Origin of the sequence: Actinomadura monticuli, from assembly GCF_041463655.1 — a bacterium.
Classification (GTDB): Bacteria; Actinomycetota; Actinomycetes; order Streptosporangiales; family Streptosporangiaceae; genus Spirillospora; species Spirillospora monticuli.
In genome coordinates this window covers 13432-34423 of the sequence record NZ_JAXCEI010000029.1, presented here as the reverse complement: position 1 = coordinate 34423, position 20992 = coordinate 13432, and the positions used below count along the sequence as shown (strand labels likewise).

17 protein-coding genes are annotated in these 20992 nt (G+C 70.6%); 10 read left to right on the top strand and 7 right to left on the bottom strand.

Going from position 1 to position 20992, the window contains the following annotated elements; all coding sequences use genetic code 11:
• Nucleotides 1-11 precede the first annotated feature (11 nt).
• Nucleotides 12-164 (bottom strand): hypothetical protein, encoded by a 153-nt coding sequence (locus SM611_RS36285; protein ID WP_371954939.1) that lies wholly within the window; start codon nt 162-164, stop codon nt 12-14.
• Nucleotides 165-297: 133 nt separating this feature from the next.
• Nucleotides 298-666, bottom strand: a complete 369-nt coding sequence (locus SM611_RS36280; protein ID WP_371954938.1) for a DUF4267 domain-containing protein — start codon at nt 664-666, stop codon at nt 298-300.
• A gap of 86 nt (nt 667-752) precedes the next feature.
• On the opposite strand from SM611_RS36280, the gene SM611_RS36275 reads away from it, so the two are divergent.
• Nucleotides 753-1325, top strand: coding sequence for a TetR/AcrR family transcriptional regulator (locus SM611_RS36275; protein WP_371954937.1), 573 nt, complete (start codon nt 753-755; stop codon nt 1323-1325).
• A gap of 94 nt (nt 1326-1419) precedes the next feature.
• The gene (locus SM611_RS36270) at nt 1420-2427 is read left to right on the top strand and encodes an ATP-dependent DNA ligase (RefSeq protein WP_371954936.1); all 1008 of its coding nucleotides are present in this window, start codon (nt 1420-1422) and stop codon (nt 2425-2427) included.
• Between the two features lie 26 nt (nt 2428-2453).
• Here the strand turns inward: SM611_RS36270 and SM611_RS36265 are convergent, their stop codons facing one another.
• Entirely contained in the window at nt 2454-3338 is an 885-nt protein-coding gene (locus tag SM611_RS36265) for an alpha/beta fold hydrolase (protein ID WP_371954935.1), read from the bottom strand.
• A gap of 161 nt (nt 3339-3499) precedes the next feature.
• Between SM611_RS36265 and SM611_RS36260 the strand changes: the two genes are divergently transcribed.
• Entirely contained in the window at nt 3500-4891 is a 1392-nt protein-coding gene (locus SM611_RS36260) for an aspartate aminotransferase family protein (protein ID WP_371954934.1), read from the top strand.
• A 147-nt stretch (nt 4892-5038) separates the two neighbouring features.
• Nucleotides 5039-6286, top strand: coding sequence for a cytochrome P450 (locus SM611_RS36255; protein WP_371954933.1), 1248 nt, complete (start codon nt 5039-5041; stop codon nt 6284-6286).
• Between the two features lie 39 nt (nt 6287-6325).
• Here SM611_RS36255 and SM611_RS36250 read toward each other — a convergent pair whose 3' ends face one another.
• On the bottom strand, nt 6326-7057 hold the full coding sequence (locus tag SM611_RS36250; RefSeq protein WP_371954932.1) for an SDR family oxidoreductase: 732 nt from the start codon (nt 7055-7057) through the stop codon (nt 6326-6328).
• Between the two features lie 113 nt (nt 7058-7170).
• On the opposite strand from SM611_RS36250, the gene SM611_RS36245 reads away from it, so the two are divergent.
• Nucleotides 7171-8013 carry a helix-turn-helix transcriptional regulator gene (locus SM611_RS36245; RefSeq protein WP_371954931.1) on the top strand — a complete coding sequence of 281 codons (843 nt, stop codon included), beginning with the start codon at nt 7171-7173 and terminating at the stop codon, nt 8011-8013.
• A 22-nt stretch (nt 8014-8035) separates the two neighbouring features.
• On the opposite strand, the gene SM611_RS36240 is transcribed toward SM611_RS36245, so the two are convergent.
• Nucleotides 8036-9580, bottom strand: a complete 1545-nt coding sequence (locus tag SM611_RS36240) for a long-chain-fatty-acid--CoA ligase (RefSeq protein ID WP_371954930.1) — start codon at nt 9578-9580, stop codon at nt 8036-8038.
• Between the two features lie 352 nt (nt 9581-9932).
• Here SM611_RS36240 and leuS point away from each other — a divergent pair, with 352 nt between their 5' ends.
• Nucleotides 9933-12401 (top strand): leucine--tRNA ligase, encoded by a 2469-nt coding sequence (leuS, locus tag SM611_RS36235; protein ID WP_371954929.1) that lies wholly within the window; start codon nt 9933-9935, stop codon nt 12399-12401.
• Nucleotides 12402-12507: 106 nt separating this feature from the next.
• Here leuS and lexA read toward each other — a convergent pair whose 3' ends face one another.
• Nucleotides 12508-13206: a transcriptional repressor LexA gene (gene lexA, locus SM611_RS36230; protein WP_371954928.1), complete on the bottom strand. Its 699-nt coding sequence runs from the start codon at nt 13204-13206 to the stop codon at nt 12508-12510.
• A gap of 176 nt (nt 13207-13382) precedes the next feature.
• Between lexA and SM611_RS36225 the strand changes: the two genes are divergently transcribed.
• The 3 genes from SM611_RS36225 to SM611_RS36215 all read left to right on the top strand — a co-directional run bounded on the left by SM611_RS36225 (nt 13383) and on the right by SM611_RS36215 (nt 19666).
• Complete coding sequence (locus SM611_RS36225) at nt 13383-13718, top strand: LysM peptidoglycan-binding domain-containing protein (protein WP_371954927.1); 336 nt, start codon at nt 13383-13385, stop codon at nt 13716-13718.
• A 281-nt stretch (nt 13719-13999) separates the two neighbouring features.
• Nucleotides 14000-14473: a transcriptional regulator NrdR gene (gene nrdR / locus SM611_RS36220; RefSeq protein WP_371954926.1), complete on the top strand. Its 474-nt coding sequence runs from the start codon at nt 14000-14002 to the stop codon at nt 14471-14473.
• A 120-nt stretch (nt 14474-14593) separates the two neighbouring features.
• Nucleotides 14594-19666, top strand: a complete 5073-nt coding sequence (locus SM611_RS36215) for a vitamin B12-dependent ribonucleotide reductase (protein ID WP_371954925.1) — start codon at nt 14594-14596, stop codon at nt 19664-19666.
• Between the two features lie 63 nt (nt 19667-19729).
• On the opposite strand, the gene SM611_RS36210 is transcribed toward SM611_RS36215, so the two are convergent.
• Nucleotides 19730-20416 carry a DoxX family protein gene (locus SM611_RS36210; protein WP_371954924.1) on the bottom strand — a complete coding sequence of 229 codons (687 nt, stop codon included), beginning with the start codon at nt 20414-20416 and terminating at the stop codon, nt 19730-19732.
• Between the two features lie 102 nt (nt 20417-20518).
• On the opposite strand from SM611_RS36210, the gene SM611_RS36205 reads away from it, so the two are divergent.
• On the top strand, nt 20519-20980 hold the full coding sequence (locus tag SM611_RS36205) for an OsmC family protein (protein ID WP_371954923.1): 462 nt from the start codon (nt 20519-20521) through the stop codon (nt 20978-20980).
• The last annotated feature ends 12 nt before the right edge of the window (nt 20981-20992 follow it).

Sequence of the window (20992 nt, the reverse complement as noted above, 5' to 3'; positions counted from 1 at the left end):
GGGCGGCCGTCTCAGGCGCGGGCGTCGTCCCAGGCCGCGCTGCCGAGGAAGTAGGTGTCGTAGACCTCCTGGACGTCCAGGAGGCTCTCGGGCGGCACCGCCCCGTAGGCGATGCGCTCCAGGTGCCGGAAGTACTCGAACCGCTCGACGCCCGGCGTGATCACGATGAGGATGTCGGCGTCCTCGCCGGGCCCGCGGAACGGACGATGACGGACTCGTCGAAGTCCGGCGCGATCAAGGACATGTTCACTCCCGGTGCAGAACGGACGATCAGAGAACGCTTGCCGGAACGCGCGGTCAGACGGCGAAGAGCAGGGCAGCGCTGAGCAGGACGACGACGGCGGTGGCGAAGTGGATGCCGAAGGCGGTGGCCTTGGTCCCGCCGTGCCGCAGGACGATGAGCGTGTCGCCGAGCGGTGCGAGGGCGACGACCAGCATGTACCAGCCCGCGGCGTGCGCGCCGGCGAAGGCGATCAGGGCGAGGCCGAGGACGCCGAACGTCAGGTCGCGCAGGCCCTTGATCTCCAGGTAGGCCGTGCCGCCCTCCGCGGAGGGGACGCCGTAGCCGGCCGCCGCCGGCCGTGGCGAGATCAGGAAGCGCGCGCCGATGAAGGCGACGAACAGGGCGAGCGCGGTGGCCAGGGCGTAGGCGGTGATGCTGAGCATGATCTCTCCGATGCTAGCGGTGCTAGGAACAAGAACGACGCTAGCATAGCGATGGCAACTTCGCTAGCACTGCTAGAATCGCTGCCATGTCGATCCAGACGCGCCGGGAGCGTGAGCGGGCCGAGCGGGAGCGGTTGATCGTCACGGCCGCACGGGAGCTGGCCGAGGCCGAGGGGTGGGACGCGGTGACGACGCGGCGGCTCGCCGCGGAGATCGAGTACAGCCAGCCCGTCCTCTACCGCCACTTCAAGGGCAAGGACGCCATCATGGCGGCGGTCGCGGTCGAGGGGTGCGCCGAGCTCGCGGCGGAACTCCGCGAGGTGCGCGCCGGGTCCGCGGGCCCGGCGGAGGCCCTCGCGAACGTCGCCGCGTGCTACGCCGGCTTCGGCGACCGCAGGCCCGCCCTCTACGACGCGATGTTCACCCACGCCGTCGACCTGCCGTTCGCGACGCCCGAGGCGCCCGCCCCGCTGCGGGAGGCGTTCGGCGAGCTGCGCGACACCCTCCGGCCCTTCGCCGGCGAGGACGACCTGGAGGTGCTCACCGAGACCTTCTGGAGCGCGCTGCACGGCCTCGTCACCCTGATGCGCGACGGCCGCATGCGCCGCGAGCACCACGAGCGGCGCCTCGCCGTCCTGATCCGGCGCTTCTCGAACTGACCTCCCGCCGGTCAACATTCGTCCTGTCCCGATATCGGCGCAGGTCAGCGCGGGTAGTCGTGCACCAGGAGCGCGCGAGGGGGGACGGACGGCCATGCACATCCGGTCCCCGGTCAAGCCGATGCTGGCCACGACGGTCGACCGCGTCCCGCCGCCGCAGTCGTGCCCGGGCGGCTGCCGGTACGAGCCGAAGTTCGACGGGTTCCGCGCGGTCGCGATCGTGGACGAGGCGGGCGCGGTGCACCTGTCCTCGCGCCGCCGGGTCCGGTTCAACGACGCGTTCCCCGAGGTCGTGACGGCCGTCCGCGAGCGGGTGCCGCCGGGCACGGTCGTCGACGGCGAGATCGTCCGCTGGGGGCCGGACGGGCGGCTCGACTTCGGCGCGCTGCAGCGCCGGCACGTCGCGGGACGCCGCCGCGGCGAACTCGCGCGGGCCGAGCCGTGCCACTACGTCGTCTTCGACGTCCTCGAATCGGACGGCGCCGACCTGCGCCCGGAGCCGCTGCGCGAACGGCGCCTCGTCCTGGAGGCGCTGCTCGGCGACGAGCCGCCCGGCGCGCTGGTGGTCGTCACGCCGCAGACGCCCGACGTCGAGGAGGCGCGGATCTGGTTCGACGCCCTCGCGGGCCAGGGCATCGAGGGCCTGGTCGTGAAGGACGCCGACGGCCCCTACCTGGAGGGGCGCCGCCGCTGGTGGAAGGTGAAGCGCCGCGTCACCGCCGAGGCGGTCGTCGGCGGGGTGACCGGCACGCGGCAGGCGCCCGAGTCGCTGATCCTCGGCCGCTACGACGCCGAGGGACGGCTCCGCGTCGTCGCGCGGACGACCCCGCTGGCGCCGGCCGCCCGCACCGGCCTCGCCGCCGTCCTGCACCACGCCGGGCCGGACCATCCGTGGCCGCCCGAGCTGCCCGCCGGGTTCGCGGGCGGGCCGTACGGGGCGCATCCGCCGATCCGCTACGTGCGGACCGAGCCGGAGGCCGTCGTGGAGTTCAGCGGCGACGCCGCCGTCGAGGGCGGGCGATGGCGGCACGCCGTCCGCTACGTCCGCCTCCGGACGGACCTGTCGCCGGCCCAGGTCCCCGCGTTCGGCACCGTGCCCTGACCGCGGCCGTCCTCAACGCGCGGCGTCTAGGCCGAGGCGAGCCATTCGAGGATGCGGGCGTTGACCTCCGCCGGGTTGTCGAGCTGGAGGAAGTGGCCGGCCTCCGGGACGAGCCGGGCGCGGGAGCCGGGCGGCAGCGCGGCCTCGACCGCGCCCATGTCGACCACGTCGGCGCCGAGGCAGCCGTCGTCGGCGCCGTGCAGGTAGAGGACGGGCAGCTCGCCCACGGCGGAGGCGGCCTCCTGCTCGGCCGCGTAGCGCTCGATGAGGCGGGACGGGTCGAGCATCGCGCGGTAGTAGCCGATCGCCGCCTCGACGTTGGCGGGCGTGGCGAGGCAGTCCATGACGTGGTCGACGTCCTCGGTGCGGTCGCGGCCGTCCTGCGGTGACCAGTCCCGCCAGAGGCCCTCGACGAATGCGCGGTTCAGCGCCATCCCGGCGAGCGGCGTCTGGAAGACGAAGATGTAGAAGGAGCGCTTGAGCTGCTCGTAGTCGAAGAACGCGGTGCCCATCACCGACATCGGCGGGACGGACATGGCGACGACCTTCCGCCACCGGCCGGGGGCGACGTTGGCGGCGCCGTAGGTGGTGAAGGCGCCCCAGTCGTGGCCGATGACGACGGCGTCGGAGCCGCCGCCCAGGGCCTCGTGCAGGGCGACGGCGTCGGCGGCGAGCGCGCCGGTCTGGAAGGCGCCGTCCGCCGGGACGGACGTGGGCGCGTAGCCGCGCATGAACGGGGCCACCGCGCGGTATCCGGCGGCGGCGAGCTCGGGCATGAGGTGCCGCCAGGTGTGCGGGGAGTCGGGGAAGCCGTGCAGGAGCAGCGCCAGGGGGCCGTCCGCGGGGCCCGCCGTGAGGTATCCGAAGTCGAGCCCGTTCGCCCTGACCGATCCGGTCGTGATGTCGCTCATGTCCGCCTCCTCGGTTCGCGGCGCACGCTACCCGGCGCCGCCGCGGGGCCGGCAGTCGGGGCGGCTAACCTTCGGATATCGGTGTCTCACTATCTATTTACAGCGGATTCCGCACTCACTTAGCATCGAGACAACTGGATCGATCGCACTGAGGGAACGTGATGACGGAGCCGGACGTGACCAGCCAGCAGCACGACACGATGCAGAGGGCGGCGCGCGACCATCTGTGGATGCACTTCGCGCGCCACGCGGGGTCCCAGGGCGGCGCCGAGATCCCCATGATCGTCCGGGGCGACGGCCCGTACGTGTACGACTCGGCCGGCCGCCGCTACCTGGACGGGCTGTCCGGGCTGTTCACCGTCCAGGCCGGGCACGGCCGGGAGGAGCTGGCGCAGGCCGCGGCCAAGCAGGCCGCCGAGCTGGCCTACTTCCCGATCTGGTCGTACGCGCACCCGAAGGCCGTGGAGCTGGCCGAGCGGCTGGCCGGCCTCGCGCCCGGCGGCCTGAACCGCGTCTTCTTCACCACCGGCGGCGGCGACGCGGTCGAGAGCGCCTGGAAGCTCGCCAAGCAGTACTTCAAGATGACCGGCAAGCCGGCGAAGCACAAGGTGATCAGCCGCGCGGTCGCCTACCACGGCACCCCGCACGGCGCGCTGTCGCTGACCGGGCTGCCCGACCTGAAGGCCCCGTTCGAGCCGCTCGTGCCGAGCGCGTTCCGGGTGCCGAACACCAACATCTACCGGGCGGCCGAGCACCGCGACGACCCGGAGGCGTTCGGCCGCTGGGCCGCCGACCGCGTCGAGGAGGCCATCGAGTTCGAGGGCCCGGACACGGTCGCCGCCGTGTTCCTGGAGCCGGTGCAGAACGCGGGCGGCTGCTTCCCGCCGCCCCCCGGCTACTTCGAGCGCGTCCGGGAGATCTGCGACCGGCACGACGTGCTGCTGGTGTCGGACGAGGTGATCTGCGCGTTCGGCCGCCTCGGCACGATGTTCGGCGCGCAGCGCTACGGCTACACGCCGGACATCATCACCTTCGCCAAGGGCGTGACCTCGGGGTACGCGCCGCTCGGCGGCATGATCGTCACCGACCGCCTCTTCGAGCCGTTCCGGCACGGGACGGAGATGTTCGCGCACGGCTACACCTTCGGCGGCCACCCGGTGGCGGCGGCCGTCGCGCTCGCCAACCTCGACCTGTTCGAGCGCGAGGACCTGACCGGCCACGTCACGCGCAACCGGGACGCGTTCCGGGGCACGCTGGAGCGCCTCCTCGACCTGCCGATCGTCGGGGACGTCCGCGGCGAGGGCTACTTCTACGGCATCGAGCTGGTGAAGGACCGGGACACCCGGGAGACGTTCGGCGACGACGAGTGCGAGCGGCTGCTGCGCGGCTTCCTCGACAAGGCGCTCTACGAGGCCGGGCTGTACTGCCGCGCCGACGACCGCGGCGACCCGGTCGTGCAGCTGGCGCCGCCCCTGGTCTGCGACCAGTCCCACTTCGACGAGATCGAGCAGATCCTGCGGTCGGTGCTGACGGAGGCGTGGGCCCGGATATGACCGGGACGCCGGGTCCGGGGCGTTCCGGGCCCGGCAGGGCTAATGTGAGGCGGGTCACCATCTCGATCAGTGTGCGTTCATGGCTTTACTCTGAGAGGCTACATGTAAACCGAATGGCGTTCGGAAAGTGACGAGGTGGTGGGGCGCGTGCTCAAGGTCGAGGACATCAACCTGACCGACTGGGAGTTCTGGCGGCGGCCGCACGAGTACCGGCACGAGGCGTTCAAGGCCCTCCGCTGGCACTCGGAGCTGGTGCACTTCGAGGAACCCGACATCGTCATCATGCCGCAGGGGCCCGGCTACTACGCGCTGACCCGGCACGCCGACATCGTCGAGGCGTCCCGCCGCCCGCAGGACTTCTGCTCCGGCAAGGGCGCCATCAGCATCCCGGACATGCCCGGGGACATGCACGAGTACTTCGGCTCGATGATCAGCATGGACGACCCGCGGCACGCCAAGATCCGCCGGATCGTGTCCCGGGCGTTCTCCCCGCGCATGATCCAGCGGTTCGAGGACAAGGTCGAGAGCGTCGCGGGCGAGATCGTCGAGAACATGGCGGCGGGCGGCGGCACCGGCGACTTCGTCTCCGACGTCGCCGCGCGCCTCCCGCTGCGGATCATCTGCGACATGATGGGCATCGGCGAGGAGCACTACCAGACCGTCCTGGACGCCACCAACGTCATCCTCGCCGGGAACGACCCCGAGTTCGTCCCGTCCGGGAGCGCCGAGCAGATGGCGATGGCGCTGCTCGGCGCGGGCGAGACGCTCAAGGGCATCGTCGAGGACCTCGGCCGGCAGCGCCGCGAGAAGCCCACCGACGACCTGACGTCCGCGCTGGTGAATGCCAACGTCGACGGTGAGTCCCTCAGCGACCAGGAACTCGGTTCCTTCTTCATCCTGCTGGTCGTCGCGGGCAACGAGACCACGCGCAACGCCATCGCGCACGGCCTCGACCTGTTCACCCGCAACCCCGACCAGCGGGCGCTGCTCACCGCGGACTTCGACGGCCGCATCGCGGGCGCGATCGAGGAGATCGTCCGGTACGTGTCGCCGGTCATCTGGATGCGCCGCACGGCCACCCGCGACACCATGCTCAACGAGCACGAGATCAAGGAGGGCGACAAGCTCGTCCTCTACTACTGGTCGGGCAACCGCGACGAGTCGGTGTTCACCGAGCCGGACAAGTTCGACATCCTGCGCGACACCAGCTCGCACGTCGGGTTCGGCGGGCCCGGTCCGCACTTCTGCCTCGGGGCCCACCTGGCCAGGCGCGAGATCACCGTGATGTTCCGCGAGCTGCTGCGCCGGACGCCGGACATCCGCGCCTCCGCCGAGCCCGACCGGCTGGAGTCCAACTTCATCAACGGGATCAAGCGCCTGCCCTACACCTTCTAGCCACCACCGGCTAGCCGCCACCGGCCGGTCGGGCTCCTGTCACCAGGGGAGGGGGCCGTCCTCGGCGAGATACGCACCCGTCGGGCCGTCCGCGCCGAGCACGGCCACTCCGGCGATCACGGAGGCGCCCTGCGCGGCCGTCCGGTGCCCGGCGTGCTCGTTCAGGTCCGTCGCGCAGTAGCCGGGCGTGGCGGCGTTCACCGTGACCGAGGTGCCGGCCAGTTCCTTGGCATAGGCGACGGTGACGGCGTTCAGCGCCGACTTGGACGCGTTGTAGGGCAGCAGGTTCACGCCGTGGACGGCGCTGGACGGGTCGCTGTGCAAGGTCAGCGACCCGAGCTCGCTGGAGACGTTCACGATCCGCCCGGCGGGGGAGCGGCGCAGCAGCGGCAGCATCGCGTTGGTGACCGCGACGACGCCGAACACGTTGACCTCGAACGCGGCCCGGACCAGGTCCGGCGCCGTCCGGCTCGGCGCGTGGCCGGTCGCGCCCGTCGTCGTGATCCCGGCGTTGTTGATCAGGATGTCGAGCCGTCCGAACTCGGCGTCGATCAGCTTGGCGGCGGCCTCGACGGTCCCGGCGTCGGTGACGTCGAGGCGGACGAAGCGGGCGTCGATCCCCTCCCCGCCCAGCGCGGCCGCCGCCCGCTCGCCGTGCTCGGCGGAACGGGCCCCGAGCAGGACGGTGATCCCGTCCCGGCCGAGGATGCGGGCCGTCTCCAGGCCGATGCCCTTGTTGGCCCCGGTGATGAGTGCGATCTCGGTCGTCATGCCGTCCAGCCTCACCGGCGGCTCCGGCGCCGAGGAGAGACCGGCCGAGGCTGGGACCGGCGGTACCACCCTCGGCCTGGCGGCGCCGCCGCGCCGTCGGACATGCTGGACGCATGGACCGCAAGGAGATGGCGGCGTTCCTGCGCTCCCGCCGCGCCCGCATCCGCCCCGCGGACGTCGGGCTCCCCGGCGGGACGCGGCGCCGCACCCCGGGCCTGCGCCGGGAGGAGGTCGCCCAGCTCGCGGGCATGTCGGTGGACTACTACATACGGCTGGAGCAGGGGCGCGGCCCGCGCCCGTCCCGGCAGATCCTGGGCGCGCTGGCACGTGCGCTGAGGCTGACCGACGACGAGCGCGGCCACCTCTACAACCTGGCGGGCGAGCCGCCGGAACCGCCGAACGGACCCTCGCAGGACGTCCCGCCGGGCATCCTGCACCTGCTGGAACGGCTCGACGACACACCCGCCTACGTGCTGAACGCCCGGGGGGACATCCTCGCCTGGAACCCCCTCGCCGCGGCGCTCATGACCGACTTCGCCGCGATGGAGCCCCGCGACCGCAACGTCGTCCGCTGGATGTTCACCGGCCCCGCCGCCGAGCGGTACGAGACCGACGAGTACGTCAGGGAACTCGCGCGCGAGCTCGTCGCGGACCTGCGCGCGGCGTCCGGCCGCTACCCCGGCGATCCCGGCATCGCCGGGTTGGTCGCCGGGGTCTCCGCCCGCAGCCCGCTGTTCGCCCGCCTGTGGGACGAGGGCGAGGTCGGGATCAGGCGCGGCGGCCGCAAACTCATGACGCATCCCGTCGCCGGCGCGCTGGAGATGCACTGCGACGTGCTCTACGTGCCCGAACGCGACCAGCGGGTCGTCCTCTACACCACCGCGCCGGGCACGCCGTCCCACGAGGCGATGAAGCTGCTGCGCGTCGTCGGGACCCAGGACCTCAGCGTGCGCTGAGGCCCCGGCCCCCGCCCGCCGGCTAGCGCAGCTCGCGCTTGAGGATCTTGCCGGTGGCGGTCATCGGCAGCTCGTCGCGGAACTCCACGATCCGCGGGTACTTGTAGTTGGCGAACTGCTCCTTGCCCCACGCGACCAGCTCGTCCTCGGTGACGGTGGCGCCCGGCTTGCGGATCACGTACGCCTTGATCTCCTCCCCGTGCGAGGGGTGCTCGACGCCCACGACCGCGGCCAGCGACACGTCCGGGTGGGTCAGCAGGACCTCTTCCAGCTCGCGCGGGTACACGTTGTAGCCGCCCCGGATGATCATGTCCTTGGAGCGGTCGATGATGTAGTAGTAGCCGTCCTCGTCGCGGCGGGCCACGTCGCCGGTGCGGAACCAGCCGTCCCTGATGGACGACTCGGTCGCCTCGGGCCGGTTGTAGTAGCCCTTCATGATGTTGTGCCCCCGGATGGCGATCTCGCCGGGCCCCTCGCCCTCGATCTCCTTCCAGTCGTCGTCGATCAGCTTCATCTCGACGCCCCAGACGGGCAGGCCGATCGAGCCGGGCTTGGTCGGGCGGTCCGGGCGGTTGAACGAGGCGACCGGCGACGTCTCCGACAGGCCGTAGCCCTCCAGGACGTCCACGTCGAACTTCTGCTTGATCCCCTTCAGGACCTCCATCGGCAGCGCCGACCCGCCCGACACCGCGACCCGCAGGTTCTCCTTGATCGTCGCGACGTCCTCGGCGGACGTGTCGTCGGTCAGCAGCCCCCAGTACATCGTGGGGACGCCGGCGAAGATGTTCACCTTCTCCTTCACCATCAGCTCGACCGCCTGCCTGGCGTCGAACCGCGGCTGCATCACCAGCGTCGCGCGCCGGTAGAAGCCCACGTTCATCACGCAGGTCTGCCCGAAGATGTGGAACAGCGGCAACGTCACGAGCGAGGTGTCGTGCAGCGTCCGGTAGAAGAGCGTGTCGTCCACCATGGCGTTGGACAGCAGGTTGCTGTGCGTCAGCTCCGCGCCCTTGGGCTGCCCGGTCGTCCCGCTGGTGTAGATGATCACGGCGGTGTCGTCCGGCCCGGTCAGCGCGGTGTCGAACGTGCCCGGCTGCCCGGCGAGGGCCGCCCAGAACAGCTCGGCGCCCTCGATCGGCGATTCGGTCGCCGCCGGGTTCGCGGGCAGCAGGAAGTAGTGCTCGCACCCGTCGGCCTGCCCGAAGCCGGCGTACCCCATCTCGCCGAGCGGCAGCTCGGGCGTCCCCTCGAAGCAGAAGAGCGCCTTGGCGTCCGAGTCGTCCAGGTGGTAGGCGATCTCGCGCGGCTTGAGCAGGACGTTCAGCGGGACGACGACCGCGCCCGCCTTCAGCGCGCCGAAGTACACCATCGGGAAGTAGGGGAGGTTGGGGGTCGACAGGGCCACCTTGTCGCCCGGTCCGATGCCCCGCGACCGCAGCAGGTTCGCGACCTGGTTGGCGACCGAGTCGATGAACGCGTAGGAGAGCCGCAGGTCGCCGAACACCACGGCGTCCCGGTCGGGCGTCTCCCTGGCGGCGTCCTCCAGCAGCACGGACAGGTTGAGCATGGTACTCCTCGCGCGGAAAGGTGACCGGCCGGTTAGTTACCGCCGAGTCTACGAACGGTTCCGCACATCTTGCTGTACTGGACCACGTGAAGGCCATCTTTTCCGGCGCCTTGACGTGCCGTTTCACCGTTCCGCCCCGCCGGCGCGGCGCCGTGCGCGGTTAACCACCGGCGGAAGGGCTTGCGGCTGCGCTACTCTTGATGTATGTCAGCCAGGCTGCTCCTCGAAGGACCGCGTTGACGCACTGACGTCAGCGCGGTGGCCCCTCCTGTGCGAGGGGCCGTTTCATGTCGGCGGACGGCCCAGGCCCGAGAAAGCACGAGCCCAGAAGCACGAAGCGGAGTCTGTAAGCGTGAGCAGCGACGAGCAGTACGACCCACGGGCGGTTCAGGACAAGTGGCAGGCCCGCTGGGCGGAGCTCGACCCGTTCGCGGCCGATGAGAAGGACACCGGCACCGAGCGGCGCTACGCGCTGGACATGTTCCCCTACCCCAGCGGCGACCTGCACATGGGGCACGCCGAGGCCTTCGCCATCGGGGACGTCCCCGCCCGCTACTGGCTGCAGCGCGGCTACAACGTCCTGCACCCCATCGGGTGGGACTCCTTCGGCCTGCCCGCGGAGAACGCCGCCATCAAGCGCGACTCGCACCCCGCCGAGTGGACGTACGCCAACATCGAGACGCAGGCGGCCTCGTTCCAGCGGTACGCGCCGTCGTTCGACTGGTCGCGGCGCCTGCACACGTCCGACCCCGAGTATTACAAGTGGACGCAGTGGCTGTTCCTGCGCTTCTACGAGCGGGGCCTGGCCTACCGCAAGGGCGGGCACGTCAACTGGTGCCCGAAGGACCAGACCGTCCTGGCCAACGAGCAGGTGGTCGGCGGGCACTGCGAGCGGTGCGGCGCGCTGGTCGAGAAGCGCGTGCTGACCCAGTGGTACTTCAAGATCACCGACTACGCCGACCGGCTGCTGGACGACATGGCGCAGCTGGAGGGCAAGTGGCCCGAGCGCGTCCTGCTGATGCAGCGCAACTGGATCGGCCGCTCCACCGGCGCCGACGTCGACTTCGTGATCGAGGGGCGCGACGAGCCCGTCACGGTCTACACCACCCGCCCCGACACCCTGTACGGCGCCACGTTCATGGTCGTCGCCGCCGACGCGCCGCTGGCCGAGGAGATCTGCCACCCCGACCACCGGGCCGCGTTCGAGGCCTACCGCGAGGAGGTCTCGCGCGAGAGCGAGATCGAGCGGCTGTCCACCGAGCGCGAGAAGACCGGCGTGTTCCTGGGCCGCTACGCGGTCAACCCGGTCAACGGCGAGCGGCTGCCGGTCTGGGCGTCGGACTACGTGCTGGCCGAGTACGGGCACGGCGCGATCATGGCCGTCCCCGCGCACGACCAGCGCGACCTGGACTTCGCGCTGAAGTTCGGGCTGCCCGTCCGCGTCGTCGTCGAGACCGGGCTGGACGACCCCGCCGAGACCGGCGTCGCCACCCCCGGCGACGGCGCCATCGTCAACTCCGGGCCCATCGACGGGCTGACCAAGACCGCCGGCATCGCCCGCATCACCGAGATCCTGGAGGAGCGTGGCACCGGCCGCGCGTCCGTCAACTTCCGGCTGCGCGACTGGCTGGTGTCCCGGCAGCGGTTCTGGGGCTGCCCGATCCCGATCGTGCACTGCGAGGCGTGCGGCGAGGTCCCCGTCCCGGACGATCAGCTGCCGGTGCGGCTGCCCGAGGGCCTGCGCGGCGCCGACCTGGCCCCGAAGGGCACCTCGCCGCTGGCCGCCGCGTCCGACTGGGTCAACACCGAGTGCCCCAAGTGCGGCGGCGCCGCCACCCGCGACACCGACACCATGGACACGTTCGTCGACTCGTCCTGGTACTACTTCCGCTACTGCTCGCCCGGCTACGAGGGCGGCCCGTTCGACGTCGACCAGGTCCGCCGCTGGATGCCCGTCGACCAGTACACCGGCGGCGTCGAGCACGCCATCCTGCACCTGCTGTACAGCCGGTTCTTCACCAAGGTCCTGTACGACATGGGCATGGTCGAGTTCACCGAGCCGTTCCGCCGGCTGCTGAACCAGGGCCAGGTGATCAACCAGGGCAAGTCGATGTCGAAGTCGCTGGGCAACGGCGTCGACCTGGGCGAGCAGATCGGCGAGTTCGGCGTGGACGTCGTCCGGCTGGCGATCCTGTTCTCCGGTCCGCCCGAGGACGACATCGACTGGGCGGACGTGTCCCCGCACGGCATGTCGAAGTTCCTGTCCCGCGTGCACCGGATCGCCGCCGAGGTCTCGTCCGCGCCGGGCGCCGACCCCGCGACCGGCGACACGGCGCTGCGCCGCGTCACCGCCCGCACCGTCGACGAGGCCACCACGCTGGTCGAGACGGAGCGGTTCAACGTCGCGATCGCGCGGATCATGGAGCTGGTCACCGCGACCCGCAAGGCCATCGACTCCGGCCCCGGCGCCGCCGACCCGGCCGTCCGCGAGGCCGCCGAGACGATCACGGTCCTGCTGTCGCTGTTCGCGCCCTACACCGCCGACGAGGCGTGGGAGCTGCTGGGCCGCACCGCCCCGGTGATCCGGGCGGGCTGGCCGTCGGCCGACCCGGCGCTGCTGGTGGAGGAGTCGGTCACCTGCGTCGTCCAGATCGCCGGCAAGGTCCGCGACCGGCTGGAGGTGCCGCCCGGCATCGCCGAGGAGGAGCTGGAGCGCCGCGCGCTGGCCTCCGCCAGGGTCCAGGACGCGCTGGGCGGCGCCGAGATCATGAAGATCATCGTCCGCGCCCCCAAGATCGTCAACATCGTTCCCAAGCGCTGACCGCCGGCCCCGCGCCCCCACCCGGGGGCGCGGGGGAGGCTCGCGAGCGCCGGAGGGCATGCCGACGGGCCGCCGGAGAGCCTCCGGCGGCCCGTCGGCATGCCCGCTACATCTTGCGGAGGACGGCGACGACGCGGCCGAGAACGGACGCCTCGTCGCCGGGGATCGGCTCGTAGGCGGAGTTCTGCGGCATGAGCCAGATGTGGCCGTCGCGGCGCTTGAACGTCTTCACGGTGGCCTCGCCGTCGATCATGGCGGCCACGATGTCGCCCTGCTCGGCCACCGGCTGCTGCCGGACGACCACCCAGTCGCCGTCCGCGATCGCGGCCTCGATCATCGAGTCGCCGGTGACCTTCAGCAGGAAGTGGGTGCCCTCGCCGACGAGCTGCTTGGGCAGCGTGAACACGTCCTCGACGGCCTCCTCGGCGAGGATCGGGCCGCCGGCGGCGATCCGGCCGACGAGCGGGACGTAGGCGGGCGCGGGCTGCGCCGTGGCCGGCTGGCCACCCGCGGCCTCGAAGGCGTCCTCCTCGGTGCGCACCGGCGTCGTGCCCGGCACCCGCACCTCGACCGCGCGCGGGCGGTTGGGGTCGCGCCGCAGGAAGCCCTTGCGCTGGAGCGACCGGAGCTGGTGCGACACGCTGGACGTGCTGGTCAGCCCCACGGCCTCGCCGATCTCGCGCATCGACGGCGGGTATCCGCGGCGCTGGACCGAGTCGCGGATCACCTCCAGCACCATGCGCTGCCGCTGCGTCAGGCCCGTCTCGTCCATCGGCCCGTCGGGCAGCTCCCGGACCTTGCTCATCGCTAGTCGCCTCCCGGGCGCCTCGATCGGTCACTCCTTGTCATGAGACGCTATCGCGTCCCGGCCTAATGATCAAACAATTGTTCGAAGATGTACTCGCTTTTCGCGGCCGCCTCCTGGTAGAACATCGTACAGGCGTTCGATCGAAAATTCATTCGACGTCGAGGAGGGGAGAGATGTCCGGTTCACCGCACAGTGACCGTCCCCCGATCCGCCTGACCCGCCGCGGCCGCGTCGTCCTGGTGGCCTTCACCGCCGCCGTCACCCTCGTCGGGCTCTGGCTCACGGTCGGGCCGGGCGCCTTCGCCGGCTCGGGCGGAGGGCGCGACGGCACGGACCGTCCCGCCAGGACGGTCGTCGTCGAACCCGGCGAGACCCTGTGGGTCATCGCGTCCGCCGCCGACCCGGGCGCCGATCCGCGCCGCACCGTCCAGCGCATCATGGACCTCAACGGCCTCGGGGGCGATCCCACCCTCCGGCCCGGCCAGGAGATCCGCCTGCCCGCGGAGTGACCGCGCGGCGGGCCGCCCCGAGTGCGGCGCGACCGCGTCCGACCAGGCGATCCGTGCCCGCCGCGGACGTCGTGTGGCGACACGCCCGGGATGAAATCGGAGACGCGTGAGGTGACCTGCGCGGACGCGGCGGATGTGACCGGAGAGGCTCCCGATCAGGTTGCGAAGCCCTGCGGTGAGCCGTACGGTTGACCACAACATCTAGTAGTCACATCGATGTAGTTCCCTATATATGGCACTCACATCGGTGTAAGTCGTTTACGTCAGGGGAGGTATCGAGCGTGCACTGCCCGTTCTGCCGCAACCCCGACACCAAAGTGATCGACAGCCGTGCCACCGACGACGGCGGCGCCATTCGGCGGCGGCGCTCGTGCGCGGAATGCGGCAAGCGATTCACCACGCAGGAGAATGTGCTCGTCATGGTGGCCAAGCGCAGCGGGGTCACCGAGCCGTTCTCCCGGGAAAAGATCATCGCCGGGGTGCGCAGGGCCTGCCAGGGCCGCCCGGTCGACGAGGATGCGCTCGCGAAGCTGGGACAGCGGGTCGAAGAGGCGATCAGATCGTCCGGATCCGCGGAAATCCCCTCGCACGAGATCGGCCTCGCGATTCTGGGGCCGCTCGGCGAACTCGACGAGGTCGCCTATCTGCGATTCGCCTCGGTCTACCGGAGCTTCGAGTCGCTGGACGACTTCGCCAAGGAGATCGAGGCACTGCGGAAGGCCGGTTCCTCGGGGGAGCCCGGCCCGTCCCGATAGGGGCGGTTCCGGCACCACACATCAGCACATTGAAGGCGCCTCCGCACGGGCATGTCCCATGCGGCGGCGGAGTTGTTCCTGAACAGGGTCCGGCGGGAGGGCCCGAGAAGGGGGAAGGCCATGACGGAGACGGTGAGCGGCTCGGCGGCGCGGCGCGGCAAGGGGGGCCGCAAAGGGCTGAAGATCGAGCGCATTTTCACCACGCCCGGCGTGCACCCGTACGACGAGATGCGCTGGGAGCGTCGTGACGTCGTCATGACCAACTGGCGCGACGGCTCGGTGAACTTCGAGCAGCGCGGCGTCGAGTTCCCCGACTTCTGGTCGCTGAACGCCGTCAACATCGTCACGTCCAAGTACTTCCGCGGCGCGGTCGGCACCCCGCAGCGGGAATGGAGCCTGAAGCAGCTCGTCGACCGGGTGGTGCGGGTCTACACCGAGACCGGCGTCAAGGAGGGCTACTTCGCCTCCGAGCAGGACGCCGAGATCTTCGACCACGAACTGAAGTACGCCCTCGTCCACCAGCTGTTCAGCTTCAACTCGCCCGTCTGGTTCAACGTCGGCACGAAGTCGCCGCAGCAGGTGAGCGCCTGCCTTCCCTATGAGTCGCTGGTGAGCACACCCGCCGGCCTCATCCCGATCGGCAAGCTGGTCGAAGACGACGCCGTCGGCACCAAGGTCTACGACGCGACCGGCCTCACCCGCATCGTCGCCACCAAGGCCAACGGTGTCCGCGACGTCCTCCGAGTCCACACCAAGGCCGGTTATACCTTGGACGTCACCCCTGACCATCTGGTCTGGAAGGCGACCGGTGAAGGCACGGGACGTTTCGTCCCTGCGGGCGAACTCGCCGTCGGCGACCAGGTCGAATGGCATCGGCGCGACGCCTTCGGCGAGGCCGAGATCTCTCCGCGTGAGATGTCGGAGGCCGCCCTCGCCGGGTGGCTGCAGTCCGATGGTTTCGTGGGACGGTACGAGACCGGCACGAACCGTTCGCTGACCATCGAGGCCATGACCGTGACCGACGCCGAACTCGAGTGGGTCGGCGGTCACCTGGACGTGGTGTTCCCCGGCGTCCACCGTCACGAGCGCGGTGTCGAGACGAAGGGCGCCGCTCTCGACCGCCGCCGGACCCGGCTCCACGGCAAGGTCCTAGAGGAGTACGTCAACGACTGGGGGCTGCTGGCCCGGGGCATCGACATGACCGTCCCCGAGCGCCTCTTCACCGCGCCGCTCCCGGTCGTCGCCTGCTATCTCCGCAGCATCTTCCAGGCCGAAGGCTTCGTGTCCGAGCGCGAGACGTCCACGGTCATCGAGGTCGGCATGATCTCCGAGCGGCTGATTCGGGGGATGCAGCGCCTGCTGCTGCGTTTCGGCGTCTTCTCCCGAGTCGGCGTCAAGCAGCCCAACCGGTCGGACCAGAAGCCGCTCTGGACGCTGCGCATCCAGAGTGGCGGCGACCGCCGTGTCTTCGCCGACGAGATCGGTTTCATCGACCCGGCCAAGGCGCTCAAGATGCACCAGGGCTTCGAGAAGCCGGGGCGTCCGGCGCACCCGACCAAGCGGTTGGAGATCGCCAAGATCGAGAAGCTCGGTGCGATGGAGGTCTACGACATCCAGACCGAGAGCGGCGAGTTCCTCTGCGACAACATCCGGGTGCACAACTGCTTCATCCTGTCCGTCGACGACACGATGGAGTCGATCCTCGACTGGTACAAGGAGGAGGGCGTCATCTTCAAGGGCGGCTCCGGCGCCGGCCTGAACCTCTCCCGCATCCGCTCCAGCCGCGAACTGCTCTCCTCCGGCGGCACCGCCAGCGGCCCCGTCTCCTTCATGCGCGGCGCCGACGCCTCCGCCGGGACGATCAAGTCCGGCGGCGCGACCCGCCGCGCCGCGAAGATGGTCGTCCTGGACGTCGATCACCCCGACATCCAGGAGTTCATCGAGACCAAGGCGCGCGAGGAGGACAAGATCCGCGCGCTGCGGGACGCCGGGTTCGACATGGACCTCGGCGGCAAGGACATCGGCAGCGTCCAGTACCAGAACGCCAACAACTCCGTCCGCGTGTCGGACGAGTTCATGCAGGCCGTGGAGTCCGGCGGCGAGTTCGGGCTGCGCGCCCGGATGACCGGCGAGGTCATCGAGACCGTCAAGGCCAGGGACCTGTTCCGGTTGATGGCCAAGGCCGCGTGGGAGTGCGCCGACCCGGGCATCCAGTACGACGACACGATCAACGACTGGCACACCAACCCCGAAACCGGACGTATCACCGCGTCCAACCCGTGCTTCCCCGCAGACCAGCGGGTGGTCACCGACAAGGGCCTGGTCCGCATCGGCGACATGGTGCGCCGCGCCGCGATCGGGGAGACCTACGGGATCTACACCAACGACGTGACCTCCGAGTCCGACGCGCAGGACCGTATCGTCGCGACCGACCCGGTGCGCTACATGGTGACCGGCACCAACGAGATCCTCGAACTGCGGTTCTCGGACGGCTCGCGGCTGCGTTGCACCCCGGGTCACCGTGTCTGGACGGCCAACCGAGGCTGGGTGCACGCTGAGGAGTTGACCGGGGACGACCGGGTAGTCCGGTCCTTCCACCGCGCGAGCCGGGCGGGGGCGACGGGTGAGATGCCTGTGGCCGCGCTTCACGCGGCGCAGGCGGCAGCGTCCCGGCACGCGCTGGAACTGCCGGAGAAGTGGGACGAGGAATTCGCTCACTACCTTGGGTGGCTGACCGGTGACGGATGTGTCACCGATGTCAACGCGATCACGGTCTACGGCACTGAGCGGGAGCAGGAGACCGTGATGCCGAGGCATGAGGCGCTCCTGCGTCGCATTACCGGTAGCGAGCGCAAGCCCAGCGTCCAGGCGAACGGTACGCAGCAGCTTCGCGTGGGTCACGAGGCATTCCGCGCCTTCCTCCGCGCTCTCGGCGTCTCGGACGGAAAGGCCCCCGAGAAGACCGTCCCGGCCGCTGTCTACGAGGCGCCGGAAGCGGAACTCGTGGCGTTTCTCCAGGGACTCTTCGACGCGGACGGGTGCGTCGTCAGCATGGAGAACGGCACCCGCTACGTCGGGCTCGGCAGCCGGTCCGAGGAACTGCTCCTCGGCGTCCAGGAACTGCTCGCGTCGCTGGGCATCTCCGGGCGGATCTACCGGACGGGGCTCAAGAAGGAGAGCTTCCGCTACACCCGTAAGGACGGGAGCGAGGCGACCTACGGGTCGAACGGGCCGAGCTTCGACCTGCGGGTCAGTGGCCAGGGCATGGTGGAGTTCGCAGCGGTGGTCGGGTTCGGACTGCAGGCGAAGCAGGCCGCGCTGCTCGGCATCCTCGACACGACGAAGCGCTACAAGAAAGACCTCTCGGTCCGCATGGTGTCCCGCGAGTCCAAGGGCTTCGAGACCACCTACAACCTCACCGAGCCCCGCAACCACTCCTACATCGTGAGCGGGTTCGTGGTCGCGAACTGCTCGGAGTACATGAGCCTGGACAACTCGTCCTGCAACCTGGCCAGCATCAACCTGCTGAAGTTCCTCACCGAGGCGGGCACGTTCGACGTCGCGAGGTTCGTCAAGCTCACCGAGCTGGTCATCACGGCGATGGACGTCTCGATCACGTTCGCCGACTTCCCGACGGAGAAGATCGCCGAGACGACCCGCGACTACCGGCAGCTCGGCATCGGCTACGCCAACCTGGGCGCCCTGCTGATGGCGACCGGGCACGCCTACGACTCCGAGGGGGGACGCTCCCTCGCCGCCGCGATCACGTCGCTGATGACGGGCGTCGCCTACCGGCGCTCGGCCGAGCTCTCCGGCGTCGTCGGCCCGTACGCCGGCTATGCCCGCAACGCCGAGGCGCACAAGCGCGTCATGCGCAAGCACGCCGCCGCCAACGACGGCATCCGCACGCTGGACGAGATGGACAAGGCCGTCCACGCCGCCGCCGCCAAGCAGTGGGCGGAGTGCCTGAAGGCCGGCGAGAAGCACGGCTACCGCAACGCGCAGGCGTCGCTGCTCGCGCCGACCGGCACCATCGGCCTGATGATGGACTGCGACACCACCGGCATCGAGCCCGACCTGGCGCTGATGAAGTTCAAGAAGCTCGTCGGCGGCGGGTCCATGCAGATCGTCAACCACACGGTGCCGCGCGCCCTGGAGAAGCTCGGCTACCAGCAGGAGCAGATCGAGGCGATCGTCGAGTACGTCGCCGAGCACGGCCACGTGGTGGACGCCCCCGGCCTGCGTCCCGAGCACTACGAGGTGTTCGACTGCGCGATGGGCGAGCGGGCGATCAGCCCGATGGGGCACGTCCGGATGATGGCGGCCGTGCAGCCGTTCCTGTCCGGCGCGATCTCCAAGACGGTCAACATGCCCGAGCAGGCCACCATCGAGGACATCGAGAAGGTGTACTTCGAGGGCTGGCGCCTCGGCCTCAAGGCCCTGGCGATCTACCGCGACAACTGCAAGGTCGGCCAGCCGCTCTCCGCCGCGGGCAAGAAGGAGAAGGCGAACGAGGAGCCCGCCGAGGCGCTGGCCCCGCGCCCGATCCGCCGGCGGCTGCCGAAGCAGCGCCCCGCGACCGTCACCCGCTTCTCCGTCGCCGGCGCCGAGGGCTACATGACCGCCTCGTCCTACCCGGACGACGGCGTCGGCGAGGTCTTCCTCAAGCTCGGCAAGCAGGGCTCCACGCTCGCCGGCGTGATGGACGCCTTCTCCATGGCGATCTCCATCAGCCTGCAGTACGGCGTCCCGCTGGAGACGTGGGTGGAGAAGTTCACCAACATGCGGTTCGAGCCCGCCGGCATGACCGACGACCCCGACATCCGCATGGCGACCTCGGTGATGGACTACATCTTCCGCCGCCTCGCGCTGGACCACCTCCCGTACGAGGAGCGCGCGGAGCTCGGCATCCTCACCGCCGGGGAGCGCGCGATGCAGGCCAACGGCGAGGACCCGGCCGCCCTGCACGCCGAGGACGAGGTCGACCACGAGTCGCTCGCCCAGTCCGCCGCCATCACCCGTCCGTCCGCCCCGGCTCCGGCCGCCGAGGCGCACTCGTCCGTCGAGGTGATCGAGAGCCGCCAGGGCCGCACCGCCGACGCCCCGCTCTGCCTCACCTGCGGCACGAAGATGCGCCCGGCGGGAAGCTGCTACGTCTGCGAGGGCTGCGGCTCCACCAGCGGCTGCAGCTGACGAACGAACGGTCGGCCCCCGGTGAGCGCGCGGTGCGCTCTCCGGGGGCCTCGGTGTACCGGGTCAGGAGGACGTGGTCTTGTCGTCGCCGCCGGGCTTGATCGGCTGGGTGGTCGAGGCGCGGCGGCGCTGGGCGGACTTGCGGGGGCCGGCGACCAGGGTGTCGTCCTCGGTCCCTTCCGGGGCGGCGGGCTTGGCCGGCGGGTCGGACGGCGCCGGCTCGGCGGGCTTCGGGCCGCGGCGGGGCTTCTTCGCGGGCTTCAGCTCGGCCTGGCGGAGCGATTCCACGAAGCTGGCGGCGTCGTCCTCGTCGTCGTCCGGGCGGCGCAGGCGTTTGGCGATGACCCACTGGTCGAGGGTCAGGCGGCCCCCGCCGCCCGCGGCGAACAGGAGGCTGGCCATGCCGAGGGCGAGGACCAGCTCGTAGCCGTTCTGGACCGCGCCCTCGTCCACCACGAAGAGGCCCTGGTCGGCGTGGACGAAGATGAACGCGCCCGCCATGTCGACGAACAGCAGGACGCCGGTGACGGGCAGGCCCAGACCGGCGATCAGCGCGGCGCCGCCGAGCAGTTCCACGAAGGCGGAGTAGACGGCGGCGGCGGTGGGGAGCGGTACGCCGAGGTCGCCGAACGAGCGGCCGGTCGCGGTGATGCCCGCCTCGATCTTCTGCCAGCCGTGCGCCATGAACACGATGCCGACGCCAAGCCGCGCCAGGACTGCCACGATGTCGTAGAGCGGCCGAGAGCGCATGCCGTCGACTCCTTCAGCACGGGGATGGGCCCGGTTTGACGGAGAGTATGACGGGATGGTGGGAGATATCGCGAACGCTGCAGGTGAGGTTAGGGTCGACGGGTGAAGAGCCACCAGTACGACGTGTCGGTGACCTGGACGGGGAACACCGGGTCCGGGACGAGTTCCTACCGCGCCTACGAGCGGGCCCACGAGGTGCAGGCGGCGGGCAAGCCGCCGATCGCGGGGAGCTCCGACCCCGGTTTCCGCGGCGACCCGTCCCGGTGGAATCCGGAGGAGCTGCTCGTCGCCTCCCTGTCGCAGTGCCACATGCTGTGGTTCCTGCACCTGTGCGCCGTGGAGAAGGTCGTGGTAACGGGCTACGAAGACCGTCCGCGCGGCGTGATGGTCGAGTCGGCGGACGGCGGCGGGCGTTTCGAGGAGGTCGTGCTGCGTCCCCGGGTGGCCCTCGCCGACCCGGAGCAGGCCGGGCGGGCCGCCGAACTGCACGAACGAGCCCACGAGCTGTGCTTCATCGCGAACTCGGTCAACTTCCCCGTCCGCCACGAGGCGACCTTCGAATAGCCGTACGCGGGG

What these genes read in the sequence shown, in the direction of transcription:
- SM611_RS36280 (WP_371954938.1), bottom strand. Translation starts at nt 666, where the DNA reads ATGCTCAGCATCACCGCCTACGCCCTGGCCACCGCGCTCGCCCTGTTC.
- SM611_RS36275 (WP_371954937.1), top strand. Translation starts at nt 753, where the DNA reads ATGTCGATCCAGACGCGCCGGGAGCGTGAGCGGGCCGAGCGGGAGCGG.
- SM611_RS36270 (WP_371954936.1), top strand. Translation starts at nt 1,420, where the DNA reads ATGCACATCCGGTCCCCGGTCAAGCCGATGCTGGCCACGACGGTCGAC.
- SM611_RS36265 (WP_371954935.1), bottom strand. Translation starts at nt 3,338, where the DNA reads ATGAGCGACATCACGACCGGATCGGTCAGGGCGAACGGGCTCGACTTC.
- SM611_RS36260 (WP_371954934.1), top strand. Translation starts at nt 3,500, where the DNA reads ATGACGGAGCCGGACGTGACCAGCCAGCAGCACGACACGATGCAGAGG.
- SM611_RS36250 (WP_371954932.1), bottom strand. Translation starts at nt 7,057, where the DNA reads ATGACGACCGAGATCGCACTCATCACCGGGGCCAACAAGGGCATCGGC.
- SM611_RS36245 (WP_371954931.1), top strand. Translation starts at nt 7,171, where the DNA reads ATGGACCGCAAGGAGATGGCGGCGTTCCTGCGCTCCCGCCGCGCCCGC.
- SM611_RS36240 (WP_371954930.1), bottom strand. Translation starts at nt 9,580, where the DNA reads ATGCTCAACCTGTCCGTGCTGCTGGAGGACGCCGCCAGGGAGACGCCC.
- lexA (WP_371954928.1), bottom strand. Translation starts at nt 13,206, where the DNA reads ATGAGCAAGGTCCGGGAGCTGCCCGACGGGCCGATGGACGAGACGGGC.
- SM611_RS36225 (WP_371954927.1), top strand. Translation starts at nt 13,383, where the DNA reads ATGTCCGGTTCACCGCACAGTGACCGTCCCCCGATCCGCCTGACCCGC.
- SM611_RS36215 (WP_371954925.1), top strand. Translation starts at nt 14,594, where the DNA reads ATGACGGAGACGGTGAGCGGCTCGGCGGCGCGGCGCGGCAAGGGGGGC.
- SM611_RS36210 (WP_371954924.1), bottom strand. Translation starts at nt 20,416, where the DNA reads ATGCGCTCTCGGCCGCTCTACGACATCGTGGCAGTCCTGGCGCGGCTT.